At 69.2% G+C, this 10,833-nt stretch carries 12 protein-coding genes, 2 tRNA genes and 1 pseudogene; 8 read left to right on the forward strand and 7 right to left on the reverse strand.

The genetic code is table 11. From position 1 onward, the window contains the following. The 4 genes from KBX37_RS02210 (at position 1) to KBX37_RS02225 (ending at position 1,484) form a co-directional block, all read left to right on the forward strand. Positions 1-888: a DUF3566 domain-containing protein gene (locus KBX37_RS02210; protein ID WP_210774059.1), complete on the forward strand. Its 888-nt coding sequence runs from the start codon at positions 1-3 to the stop codon at positions 886-888. A gap of 231 nt (positions 889-1,119) precedes the next feature. Next, a tRNA-Ile gene (locus KBX37_RS02215) sits at positions 1,120-1,193 on the forward strand. A 44-nt stretch (positions 1,194-1,237) separates the two neighbouring features. Continuing rightward, positions 1,238-1,366: a DLW-39 family protein gene (locus KBX37_RS02220; protein ID WP_210774060.1), complete on the forward strand. Its 129-nt coding sequence runs from the start codon at positions 1,238-1,240 to the stop codon at positions 1,364-1,366. Between the two features lie 42 nt (positions 1,367-1,408). Then, positions 1,409-1,484 (forward strand) — tRNA-Ala (locus tag KBX37_RS02225). Between the two features lie 55 nt (positions 1,485-1,539). Here the strand turns inward: KBX37_RS02225 and KBX37_RS02230 are convergent. After that, positions 1,540-2,412 carry a tyrosine-type recombinase/integrase gene (locus KBX37_RS02230; protein WP_374103634.1) on the reverse strand — a complete coding sequence of 291 codons (873 nt, stop codon included), beginning with the start codon at positions 2,410-2,412 and terminating at the stop codon, positions 1,540-1,542. Positions 2,413-2,491: 79 nt separating this feature from the next. Here KBX37_RS02230 and KBX37_RS02235 point away from each other — a divergent pair, with 79 nt between their 5' ends. From KBX37_RS02235 to KBX37_RS35175, 3 genes are all read left to right on the forward strand, one after another. Further along, on the forward strand, positions 2,492-2,908 hold the full coding sequence (locus KBX37_RS02235) for a nucleoside deaminase (RefSeq protein ID WP_210774063.1): 417 nt from the start codon (positions 2,492-2,494) through the stop codon (positions 2,906-2,908). 93 nt (positions 2,909-3,001) lie between these two features. Then, on the forward strand, positions 3,002-3,562 hold the full coding sequence (locus KBX37_RS02240) for a hypothetical protein (protein ID WP_210774065.1): 561 nt from the start codon (positions 3,002-3,004) through the stop codon (positions 3,560-3,562). 490 nt (positions 3,563-4,052) lie between these two features. After that, positions 4,053-4,181 carry a hypothetical protein gene (locus KBX37_RS35175; protein ID WP_256440173.1) on the forward strand — a complete coding sequence of 43 codons (129 nt, stop codon included), beginning with the start codon at positions 4,053-4,055 and terminating at the stop codon, positions 4,179-4,181. A 10-nt stretch (positions 4,182-4,191) separates the two neighbouring features. Here KBX37_RS35175 and KBX37_RS02245 read toward each other — a convergent pair whose 3' ends face one another. From KBX37_RS02245 to KBX37_RS02270, 6 genes are all read right to left on the reverse strand, one after another. Beyond that, positions 4,192-4,923, reverse strand: coding sequence for an alpha/beta hydrolase (locus KBX37_RS02245; RefSeq protein ID WP_210774067.1), 732 nt, complete (start codon positions 4,921-4,923; stop codon positions 4,192-4,194). A gap of 881 nt (positions 4,924-5,804) precedes the next feature. Next, positions 5,805-6,248, reverse strand: a complete 444-nt coding sequence (locus KBX37_RS02250; protein ID WP_210774069.1) for a tyrosine-type recombinase/integrase — start codon at positions 6,246-6,248, stop codon at positions 5,805-5,807. Positions 6,249-6,887: 639 nt separating this feature from the next. Further along, entirely contained in the window at positions 6,888-7,268 is a 381-nt protein-coding gene (locus KBX37_RS02255; RefSeq protein ID WP_210774071.1) for a VOC family protein, read from the reverse strand. Positions 7,269-7,647: 379 nt separating this feature from the next. Continuing rightward, entirely contained in the window at positions 7,648-8,484 is an 837-nt protein-coding gene (locus tag KBX37_RS02260; RefSeq protein ID WP_247656850.1) for a site-specific integrase, read from the reverse strand. Further along, on the reverse strand, positions 8,471-8,833 hold the full coding sequence (locus tag KBX37_RS02265; RefSeq protein WP_210774073.1) for a nuclear transport factor 2 family protein: 363 nt from the start codon (positions 8,831-8,833) through the stop codon (positions 8,471-8,473). Before KBX37_RS02265 ends, KBX37_RS02260 begins: the two co-directional genes overlap by 14 nt. A gap of 609 nt (positions 8,834-9,442) precedes the next feature. Then, positions 9,443-10,282 carry an alpha/beta fold hydrolase gene (locus KBX37_RS02270; RefSeq protein ID WP_210774075.1) on the reverse strand — a complete coding sequence of 280 codons (840 nt, stop codon included), beginning with the start codon at positions 10,280-10,282 and terminating at the stop codon, positions 9,443-9,445. Between the two features lie 228 nt (positions 10,283-10,510). Between KBX37_RS02270 and KBX37_RS34100 the strand changes: the two are divergent. Then, positions 10,511-10,618, forward strand: a pseudogene (locus tag KBX37_RS34100) (integrase core domain-containing protein); the annotation flags it as partial. Positions 10,619-10,833 lie beyond the last annotated feature (215 nt).

Consider the following 10,833-nt stretch of genomic DNA (forward strand, 5'->3'; position numbering starts at 1 on the left):
ATGACGGAGACACAGGCGAAGTCGGGGAACAAGGGGACCTCGGCCAACCCGGTCGACGAAGAGGCCGCCAAGAGCGGCACATCGGCGGCCGGCCGCGCCGCCGTGGGCCGGGCGACCGTCCCCGCCGACGCGCCTGCCCCGAAGTTCACCCGGGCTCCCGGCATGGCACCGCCGCCGGAGAAGCCCGGGGAGGACTCGGGGGCGAGCGAGAAGGCCGAGACACCGGGACCCGACGCGCCGACCTCCGCGGCCGCGCCGGTCAGCGCCCCGGTCGCGCCGGCTACCACCACCCAGCCGATCAAGGCGGGCACCGCCACGTCCCCGTCCAGCACCGGCACCCAGCCGAAGGTGGGCGGCCCGACCAGGCCGTCGCCCGACGGCGGCCGTACGGCCGGCACCGCCCGCCCTGCCAACGGTGGCGGGCTGCCGCCGGGCATCAGCGGAGCGGCGGCCGTCGGGGCCGCGCGCGTGGGTGACGCGGTACGTGCCGCGCGTAGCTCGGTCAGCTCGGCCGCGTCCCGCGGGCCGCGCCGGGCCCGGCTGAACCTCAAGCGGATCGACCCGTGGTCCGTGATGAAGTTCGCCTTCGCCGTCTCGGTGGTGCTCTTCATCGTGGTGGTCGTCGCCACCTCGGTGCTCTACCTGGCCCTGGACGCGATGGGCGTCTTCCAGAGCGTCAACGACAGCCTCACCGACCTGGTCAACGCCGGCGGGCAGAGCTCCGGCGGGTTCCAGATCACCGCCAGGGGCGTGATCCTCAGCTCGGCGCTGATCGGCCTGGTCAACGTCGTCCTGTTCACGGCGCTCGCCACCCTCGGCGCATTCGTCTACAACGTCTGCGCCGACCTGGTCGGCGGGATCGAGCTGACGCTCGCCGAGCGCGACTGACACCCGACGACGCCGGGGCACCGCCAACCGCGGCCGCCCCGGCGTCGCCGTGTCCGGCCCCGCCCGTCGCCGGGGCTCGACGCAAACCGAGTTGATCTCGGCGTGGGACCGCCCGGGGAAAGCGGTCGCCTGCTCGTCGCCGGTACGGGTACGTTCGAGTGGGACGGGCGCCACGACCACCCCGATTTGGGGCCGGACGTGGCAATGGGTTAACCTTGCTCGTCGCCACGCGGGGCTATAGCTCAGTCGGTTAGAGCGCAGAGCTGATAACTCTGAGGTCGCTGGTTCGATTCCAGCTAGCCCCACCGCACACCGTTCCGACGGCTAGTCGAGCGCGAGGGGTCGCCCCATGTTCAAGAAGCTTCTGTTCCTGGTCGGCGTCGTCGGCGTGGCCGCCCTGGTCGCCAAGAAGGTCAAGGCTTCCAACGACGAGCGCGCCCTCTGGCACGAGGCCACCACCGCGCCCGACCTGCGCTGATCCCGCTGGCACCGGCCAGCACCGGCGGCTCCGCCCGCCCTCGGGGCCCTAGCTCAACTGGCAGAGCACTGCCTTTGCAAGGCAGGGGTTAGGGGTTCGAGTCCCCTGGGCTCCACCAGCACTTTCCTTGGTTGGTCTCGGTCCCGAGTACAGCCATCCGTACAGCCAAGCGGTCACGCCGTGCCCTCCTCGCCCAGCACCCGATCGATGGCCGAGGCAGCGTTGCGAGCCCGCGCCGGCAGGACGTGCCCGTAGGTGTCGGCCGTCATCCGGATCGTGGAATGCCCGAGCAGCTCCATCACCGTCCGCAGCTCCTCGCCCTGGTCGAGCAGGAACGTCGCGAAGGCGTGCCGCAGGTCGTGCAGGTGCAGCCAGTCCAGGCCGGCCACTGCACGGAGCTGCTCAAAACGCCGGTTGACGTTCCGCGGCTCCATCGGCGTGCCGATCGTGCTGGCAAACACCAGGCCCAGATCCGACCACACCTCCCCGGCGGCAAGCCGCTCCTTCGCCTGCCGTACCCGCTGCGACTCCAACGCCCGCACAGCCAGCGCGGACGGCGGCACCGGCCGACTGGACCGGTGCGTCTTCGGCGGCACGAACGCCAGGCCCTTGTCGGTGCGCTGTAGCGTTTGCCGAACGAACAGCGCCCTACCCGGCAGGTCGACATCCGACCACCGCAGGCCCAACAGCTCAGCCCGTCGCAGCCCGGTTGCCAGCGCCAACACGAACAGCGACTCCAGCCGGTCACCCGTGAGCGCCGACAGCAGACTCTTCGCCTCCTCAGGAGTCAGGGCCCGTCGCTCGGACCGGCCGAGAGCCGGCGGCTTGGCCGCCTTGGCGACGTTGCGCGGCACCAGGTCCATCCGCTCAGCGTCGGCCAGGGCGACGCGCAGGACGGCATGCACCTTGATGATGCTGGCCGGCGCCAGCTTGCCCCGAAGCTCGGTCAGGAACCGCTGCACGTCCCGAGGCGTCAGCCGGTCGAGCTTCACCCGTCCCAGCCCCGGCACCAGGTGCTTGCTCACCGCAAGGCGGTAGCGAACCAGTGTGGAGGGCCGTGTCCCAACTACAGCTCGGCGTCGACCTCACCGCGCAGCCTCGGACGGTGGAAGCCTGGTTGACCGAGTGGCTGCGGGACGTGTTGTCGTCGGAGGAAAGATCGTCGGCGAAGGCACCAGTAGCGTGGTCGAGCTGCGGGACCCCACGGCGCACGCCGAAGTGATGGCACTACGCCACGCCGGCGCCAAGCTGGGACGGCACCTGTTCGAGGACGGCGTCATGTATGCCAGCAGCGAGCCATGCCCCATGTGCCTCGTCGCCTGCTACTGGGCGCGCATACCGCGCCTGATCTTCGGAGCCAGCAGCCACGACGTCGCCACCTACGGCTTCGAGGACCTCCAGTTCTACCGAGAGATTGCCCAGCCCATCGATCGCCGGTCGCTTCGGGAGGAGCTCGCAGAGGGTGCACTCCGTGCGCAGGCCGTCGAAGTCCTTCGAGCATGGGCCGACAAGCTGCCCGTACCGGTCGAGCCGAAGTACTGAGTCGTACCGGCGTGTTGCGAGTCAGTCCCGCAGGCGTAGCCGATGAGGCATGCCGCTTGATCCCCCGCGTCGGGCATGGGGCACAGTGGCCTCATGCCCACCGGCTTCCCAGGCAAGGGACTCGAGTTCGGCGGTAACAAAGTGCGGCCGATCCGCTGGTGGCCCTGGCTACTCGCCGCGCTCATCTTCGGTCTGGTATTCGGTTGTCAGTCTGGCACAACCATCGGGGGTGTCCTGGGCGCACTGTTTGGCACCCTGATCGGTGCAGCTTCCGTTCTACTGACGCTCACGCACCCGATCAGGCAGCGCGACTATCGCTTCCCAGAACCTGCTGCACTCCGCGTCGCGCCCGACGGACTGCACGTCCATCTCGGCGAGCACGGCCGTTGGCGCCCAGGACGCTATCTTCATGTGCCCTGGCCCGCCATCGCCGAACTGACCCTCATCGAGGGCCCCCTCTCGACCCTGACAAGCCCGTCTCTGAACATCCGTCTCACGGCTGCGGGTCGCGCGATGATCGCCCAACGCTCCACCGCAGTACGACGTGTCATCGGCGCCGATGGGTCAGTGGTCGTGCCCCAGATCGCCAGCATCGAGCTGCTCCACGCCTTGACGTACTACTCGGGTGGGCGATTCCACATCGGCGCAACATGAGCGCAAGACGCACCACTGCCGAATTGGGCTCTTAGCGGATCAAGGCGGCCCGCAAGCGGGCCGCGCCGGCCGCGCTCGGCCTGCTGGCGGCGCAAGCGCCGGCATCGGCCGGCGCGCCGGCCAATGAAGGGCATGCCTCCGGCGGGGGCCAGACGACTCCGAGATGGAGTTGCCGAACGGTTTCGGTTCGTGGGTGGTGGGATGCCATCCCGCCAGCCACCGACCCAGGCAAGCCGAGCAGGCCAGGGCCAGGGTGACAAGGTCGTACGTCCAGTAGGGCGCTCCACCTTGTCACCCTGGCCCTGGCCCGCTCCACCGAGGTGTGGGTCGGCGGCAGACGAGATGGCAGCAGGTGAGCGAGCTACACCGCGGCGAGCACTGACGGAGTGAAGCTTCGCGCTCCGAACCCGGATCAGTCCTTCAAGCCAAAGCGGAGCTCTTCACCGACGTCAAGCCGGGGATGCGCCGCCCCGACCGGCCGGTACCGCCGATGTCCGGTACCGCCGCGGTCGGGGCGGTTGTGCATCTGCTGGCCACCGCCATCGAGGAGGGCCGGGACCTGTCCTCGATGAGCGGCACCCTGGCCGACAGCTCCTATCGGCTGCTGCTGCCTGCCTGACGGCCCGGCCTCACTTCAGGTGCCGGGCGAAGAACCGGTTCCCGTCGTCCCCCTCGAACTGCGGGACGCCGGTGTGCCCGCCCATATTGGCGTGCAGCGTCTTCTCCTTGGAGCCGAAGGCGTCGAACAGGTCCAGGGCCAGCTGCCGGTCGTTTCCTTCGTCGTCCCACTGCAGCAGGACCTGCAGCGGAATGGTGACCTGCCGGGCCTCCTCGAACATGGTGCGGGGCACGAAGCTCCCGGCGAACAGAAGGGCGGCCGAGATGCGCGGCTCGACCACCGCCAGCCGGACGCCGATGGCGGTCACCCCTCCCGCGTACCCGACCGGGCCGCCGATCTCGGGCAGCGAAAGGAGGGCGTCCAGGGCGGCCCGCCATTCCGGGACCGCCTTTTCGACCAGTGGGAGGACGAGCCGGTCGACGATCTCGTCGTCGACCGGCTCGCCGGCCTCCAGCGCCCGGTGCAGGTCGGCGCGGGCCTCCTCGGCGGCGGCGAAACGGGGCCGGTCACCGCCCCCGGGGAGCTCGATGGTGGCCGCGGCGAAGCCCTCCGCCGCGGAGTGCCGGGCCCGGGCCACCAGTCGGGGGTACATCATGTGCAGTCCGCCGGGGTGGCCAACCAGGATCAGCGGCGCCGGTGCGGATGCGGATGCGGGCGTCCACAGGATGCCAGGGATGTCGCCGAGGGTGAATTCGCGCTCGAGGACACCGTCGTCGAGGCGCTGTTCGGAAGTGAATCGCAAGGTCGTGCCTTTCGGGAGTGCTCCTGAACGGCGCTCCCGGACGACCTATCGTCCGACCGTGACCCCAGAGGGGAGCACCCATGTCGATACGTTCACGGGTACCACCTCCTCGGTCTCTGGCACGGCCTCCGGAAAGTTAGCAGTGGTCGCCGTGGTCTGCCAACGGGTTTTGCCGAGGCTCCGTGGCCGGACACCGGCGGACAGTCGTCTTGATCCTTGCAAGGCGAGGGTCGGCGATCGCTTCCGGCCGTCGGCCGCGGCGATCACCCGGCGTGCCATTGGCGTGCCATTGGACGGGGACAACAGGGGTCAGCGGAGGCCACGAGAGACCGCCAAGACCAGGCCGCCATCCCGGTGGCCTGTCGGAGATCGACAATTCCCAAGCTGTTCCTGGGTCCCTTCGGGGCGCCGCACATGCGGGAAAATGGACACGCCAACCGCCCCGAGGCCCGTAATCAAAGCCGTGGCGCGGGGTGGGGAGCACGGCGGGCCATAGCTGTTACCTGCAGTTTGTCACTCTGGCCGTCGGCTGGGGAGCCCATTTTCGGGTCTGACAGTCTGGGAGCCACACGTGGGAGCCACCGGGGCGGACTGGACCGGACGGACCGGAACCGATCGAGTTGCCGAGCGGCCGAGTACCAGGACCAAGCGGACCGGACCGGACGGCCTAGACATGGTCTTGGGAATCTAGGATCAGAAGGTGGCTGTACAGCCATCCGTACAGCCAAGCCAGCCGACGGGTACGGTCCGAGGTCGGCATCGGGCGACGCGATGAGCAGGTCAGCGTCAGTGACCGACGCTGGCCGACAGAGGGCTTGATCTTTGCAAGGCAGGGGTTAGGGGTTCAAGTCCCCTGGGCTCCACCACACCATCTGGCCTGGTCACAGGCTGTCCTCATCCTTGTCTTGCGTTCCCTCAGATTGAGGATCTTTTACGGTAGTCAGCGGATCGTCAGCAGAACTGTTGAAGACCCCGCGCACCGACTCGAGAAAATCCGCCGGGGTATGCGTGTAGCGGTTGAGCGTCGTCGACGCTTGCTCATGGCCCATCACCGCTTGGACGATGTTGACAGGGACTCCGCCGGACACCAACCACGTCGCGTAGCAGTGCCGCAGATCATGGAACCGGAGTCCACCGGCCGCCTTGGTCGCCACGCAGTCGACCGCTTCCCGCTCGGTGGTGAACTCCGCTGTCCATTCGACGCCGTCGCGGTCGGGCCAGGTTGCGCGGAACATGAACGGCCCGGACTCGGTGACCTGGCCGAGGAGCCCGGACCGGACAAGGGACGGGCGCCAGACCTGACGCCGGAAGTTGCTACGCAACATCAAGGCGGCCCGCAACGGGCCCCACGCGCCGCCGCCTGGGCGCGCGCCGGCCGCTGCCGCTATCGCCCTGCGGCCGTCACGCCTGACGCCCGGCGGCTGGCGCGGACAGCGGGAAGCCCGGGGGCCGAACGACAGATCGTTGACGAGTGAGGGGTGGGCCGGCAGCCGGCCGGGCCGCGCGGCCACGTGCCCGCGCGGCGTAAGGGAGCGCACGCCGGCCGCGTCGGCGAGCTGGCGGCGGTCGCGGGGTTGCGGCTAGTGCGCCTCCGGCGGGGGCGCTCCGGCTCCAGGATGGCCGGGGCTCCGTCGGCGGGTCGCGGTCCGTGGGTGGTTGCGGTAGCGCCATCCCACCGCCGAAGACCCGGGGCGAGCCGAGCAGACCGCCGCCGGGACCGCCAGCGTCCGTCCGTGCGTCAAGGCCGTCTTGACGTGGCGGGCCCGACGGCGGCCCGCTCCCACAAGGGCGGGTCGACGGCGACGGGATGGCGAGGTTCCGCTGGCTGGGTCAATGCCTCACCAACACGCATGCGACACGGGGCGGGTCGAGCATCCACCCGGCCCCCCAGCTATTGATGGGGTCGCCAGATCTTGTCGGTGGCTGCGGGGTGGCGGCTGCGTCGATCGTTTGGGCGAGGGCCGTCAGAGTGGGTCGAGGCGGCGCTTGAGCAGGCAGAACTCGTTGCCTTCTGGATCGGCGAGGACGTGCCAGGACGCCTCCGCAGGCTGACCGATGTCGACGAGTTTGGCCCCGGCGGCCAGGAGGCGCTCGAGCTCGGCGTCCTGATCGCGGTCGGTGGGGTTGACGTCGATGTGCAGCCGGGCATGCCCGTTCTTCGGCTCGTCGTTGCGGATGAGGAAGATCGTCGGCTGCGGGCCGCCGAACCCTTCGCGCGGACCTATCTCGATGTAGACCCCCTCTTCGCGATCGAGCTCTATGAAGTCCAGGACCTCGCACCAGAACCGCGCCAGCACCTCGGGGTCGTGGCACTTGAGCACGAGCTCACTGATACGGCATGCCATTGACGAAACCTACTCTCAGCAGCATGGGAACTGCCGGGGCGGCCGCACCCGGATCTCATGGGCTCCCTGCAGTGCGAACAAGCTCGCGATCGTACCGGGCGAGGCGAGCGGGGCTGGACGAGGGTGCCCGTCGGGCTGAGCCCTGACGGTCGTCAGTCAGCAGGAAGTCAGCGAGACGCGCGACAACAGCCGTCAACCGTTGGTACGGGACAGCAAAGTCCCGGACGACAACACCAGTCGTCGGCATTGATCAACAAGCATCAACTGTGTGGAGCCGCCTTTGCAAGGCAGGGGTTAGGGGTTCGAGTCCCCTGGGCTCCACCAGCACTTTCCTTGGTTGGTCTCGGTCCCGAGTACAGCCATTCGTACAGCCAAGCGGTCACGCCGTGGCCTCCTCGCCCAGCACCCGATCGATGGCCGAGGCAGCGTTGCGAGCCCGCGCCGGCAGGACGTGCCCGTAGGTGTCGGCCGTCATCCGGATCGTGGAGTGCCCCAGTAGCTCCATCACCGTCCGCAGCTCCTCGCCCTGGTCGAGCAGGAACGTGGCGAAGGCGTGCCGCAGGTCGTGAAGGTGCAGCCAGTCCAGCCCGGCCACCTCGCGGAGCTGCTCGAAGCGCCGGTTGACGTTCCGCGGTTCCATCGCGGTGCCGATGTTGCTGGCGAAGACCAGGACCAGATCCGGCCACACCTCTCCAGCGGCGAGCCGTTCCTTGGCCTGGCGCACGCGCTGTGCCTCCAACGCCCGGATGGCCAGAGTCGACAGCGGCAGCGGACGGGTCGACCGGTGCGTCTTCGGTGGCACGAACTCCAACCCGCGTTCCGTTCGCTGGAGTGTCTGCCGAACGGACAGCGCCCTTCCCGACAGGTCGACATCCGACCACCGGAGGCCCAACAGCTCAGCGCGCCGGAGCCCGGTCGCCAGCGCCAGGACGAACAGCGACTCCAACCGATCACCGGTCAGCACCGACAGCAGCGTCTTGGCTTCCTCGGGAGTTAGAGCACGTCGCTTGGTACGGCCGAGGGCGGGCGGCTTGGCCGCTTTGGCGACGTTGCGCGGGACCAGGTCCATCCGCTCGGCGTCGGCCAGGGCGACGCCGAGCGCGGCGCGCACCTTGATGATGCTGGCCGGCGCGAGCTTGCCCCGCAGACCGGTCAGGAACAGCTGGACGTCCGCGCGGATCGCGGCGTGTTGAATGTTTCCGTCACGCGCCGCCAAGGGAGCTGAACTGGATGCCGGCCAGCTGCCAGCCCTCGGGCAACTCGATCCAGGTCTGGCTGACGCGGACGGTCAACGCCATTTCCTGCCCGCGCCAGGTCGAGTGGCTGCGCTGAACGCACCGGACGATGGCCGCGTGACCGTAGAAAGACACCTCTACTTCGCGGCTCTCCAGGCTGGTGTAGGCGAACTCGGCGAACTTGCCGACCCACTGTGCTTTGTCAAGTACATAGCCCTGCTCGCCGATGGACCGAAAGTCGTCGGCCAGCAATGCGTTCAGCACGTCAGTGTCGGCGCGTAGCTCGGCCTCGTCGAAGGCACGCTGAAGTCGATGAACGTCGGAGATCACGAACAGATCCTGCCCGGCCGTCCGTTCCGGTGGAAGCCGACCCCGCGAAACCGATCAAGCCGCACGACCCGGCACAGTAGGGCATCCGCTCATCGCCTGATCCGTGGGCTCACGCTCTGCCGACCCGCCGCTAGGCCCTAGACCCTCTGTCGTACACAACTGACGGAGGTGTGTGGCGGATCAGTTGGCGGATCACACCGGGGCAGCGCGAACAGTTGCCGAATTCCGCTCTATCAGATCAAGGCGGCCCGCAAAGCGGGCCGCGCCGGCCCGGCCCCGGCCGGCTGGCGACCACCGGCCGGCATCGGCCGGGCCGGCCGGCCACGCTTGGGACGAACAGGACTCGAAGACCTCGGGGCTCCGCCCCGAACCCCGGCCCTCCTCAGAGATCGGCCGGAAGCGGATCACCTCGCCGGGCACCACAAGGGCTACCAGCCTCCCCGGACGGGGACAAGGTCGTTCCGGTAGGACGCTCCACCTTGTCCCCGTCCGGGAGAGGCTGGACGGTCTACGACTGCCCGACGAGGAGATCCGCCAGCGAGGCCAGGTCCGCAAGAGGTCCACGGACGGCGAGGGAGTGGTGAGAGATACCGAGAGGCGTTTCCGCTGCTAGAGCGCGAGCATCGCCGCCGCGACCTCACCGGCGGCCGCATCGGGGATCGCCGTCGCGGCCCGTTCGAGCACGAGCAGCCGCGCACCGGGGATCTCGCGCGCGAGCGCTTCGCCGTTGCCGACAGGGAAGAACGGGTCGCGGCGACCGTGCACCACCAGTGACGGGATCGCGAGCTCGGACAGGCGCTCGCGCCAGCGCGGCTTGCAGTCGAGCTTGGCGAACACCATGCCCAGGTGGTTGGCCATCTGCACCGCGGGCTCCGTGCCCGGCGTGCGGTCCCATCTGCGCTCGGCGGTCGCGCGCGCGGCGACGGGGTCGTCACCGAGGATCTCTGCGCCTGCGGCGGCAAACTCGGCCACCGCGGCGCGGTCGGACCAATCGGGCATCGAACGCGAGAACAGCCGGCCCATCGTCGCCGCGTCATGGTCAGGCAGGTCGTCGTCGACCGGGCCTGGAGCGACGGGCCGCGTTCCGGCGAGGGTGAGCGCCGAGAACGCGTCCGGGTGGTCGAGCGCGGCGACCTGGGCGACCATCCCGCCAACGCCGATGCCTGCCAGGTGCGCCGGCCGGTCGTCGAGTTCGCGGGCGAGCGCCGCGGCGTCGGCTGCAAGATCGCGCAGCGTATACACCGGAGCCTCGGGATCGACGGTGGTCGACGCGCCGGAATCGCGCAGGTCGTACCGCACAACGTGGCGCCCGCCGCGCGCGAGCGCCTCGCAGAGTGCGTCGGGCCAGGAGAGCATGGTCGTGCCGCCCGCGAGCAGAACGAGCGGTGCCGCCGTGTCGCCGAAGTGCTCGACCCCGAGCGTGACGCCGTCCGCCTCGACCGTCGTCATCACGCCTCCGCCGTCGCGATGACGCCGCCGGACGTGCGGAACGAGTGGACCGTCGGATACATCATGAACCTCCAGGGCGGCGTAGTGGACCGGTGGCGCGGGGACGGCGGCACAAGCTACGCGTTCCCGCCGGTGGTATGCGTCGCGTTGAACGTGCGCGACTGGGGTTGGCTCTCAGAGATGGACAACTGGCGGGGCGGAAACTCATCGGGACCCTGTCCGCAAGGGAACGATGACCGATCAGCCGCCCTTGCCCCATGGCTCGAGCAGTACAACACTCAACGGCGTCACACCGCACTCGGAGGACTTCCGTCGACCAGCCGCCTGTCACCAACGTTATGGCCGGGTACAGCTAGAGGTCCATACGTGCGGCTCGCCGGGTCGCTCAACTTGATCTCATAATTTGTCGGCCGTGTTCTTCGTCCTTCCAGACTCGTAAATCGGTGAGCGAGTGGGCAGGCGGCAGCGCCCGGCGTAGCGCAGCGGAGCCGGGCTGTGGGTTTGTTGCGGTCAGGCCGCGTTGGGTAGATCGGGTTGGGGCTGGAGGGCGA

It is taken from the genome of Micromonospora sp. U56, from assembly GCF_018070095.1.
Lineage (GTDB): Bacteria > Actinomycetota > Actinomycetes > Mycobacteriales > Micromonosporaceae > Micromonospora > Micromonospora purpureochromogenes.